The sequence below is a fragment of the Psychrobacter sp. 1U2 genome, assembly GCF_051847575.1.
This window is the reverse complement of sequence record NZ_JBPYDC010001619.1, coordinates 1-557: the sequence shown is the minus strand read 5'-3', so window position 1 is coordinate 557 and position 557 is coordinate 1. Positions and strand designations below refer to the sequence as shown.

Annotated in this window: 1 protein-coding gene; it reads left to right on the top strand. The window is 46.7% G+C overall.

Features of this window, described 5'->3' with window-relative positions; translation table 11 throughout:
• On the top strand, positions 1-557 hold a 557-nt coding region (locus ACS8FD_RS23485; protein ID WP_439277624.1), incomplete at both ends, for a BCCT family transporter.

Here is a 557-nt window from a genome sequence, read left to right as displayed (position 1 = left end):
CGCGAGTTTGTATTTGGCGTGATGTTTATCCCGCTAGGTTTCATCTTTGCATGGTTCTCTATCTTTGGTAATTCAGCCATAGACCTAGTCGCCAATGGTGCAACTGAGCTTGGCGAAATTGCAGTCAATGATGCAGCGATGGGCATGTTTGCCTTGTTTGAGTACTTTCCTTACAGTGATATTTTATCATTTGCTGGCGTGGTTATTGGTCTTATATTCTTTGTGACTTCAGCTGACTCCGGCGCTTTGGTACTCGCGAACCTAAGCTCGAGAGGCATGACCAATGATACTGACGCGCCTGTATGGCTGCGTTTGTTTTGGGCGGCGGCAACGGGTTTGATTACCCTAGGCTTACTGTTCGCAGGTGGCTTTGCATCATTACAGTCCGTTTCTGTGATTGCCGGTTTGCCGTTCTCGCTTATTTTAGTTCTTTACATGATGTCGATGTGGACCTCATTAAAAGAAGAAGGTAATAAACGTAAAGCCAGCACCCTTGGCACTGCAAACGTGCTAGATAGCGGTAAGAGCTGGAAAGCACGTCTGCAACGTATTGTCAG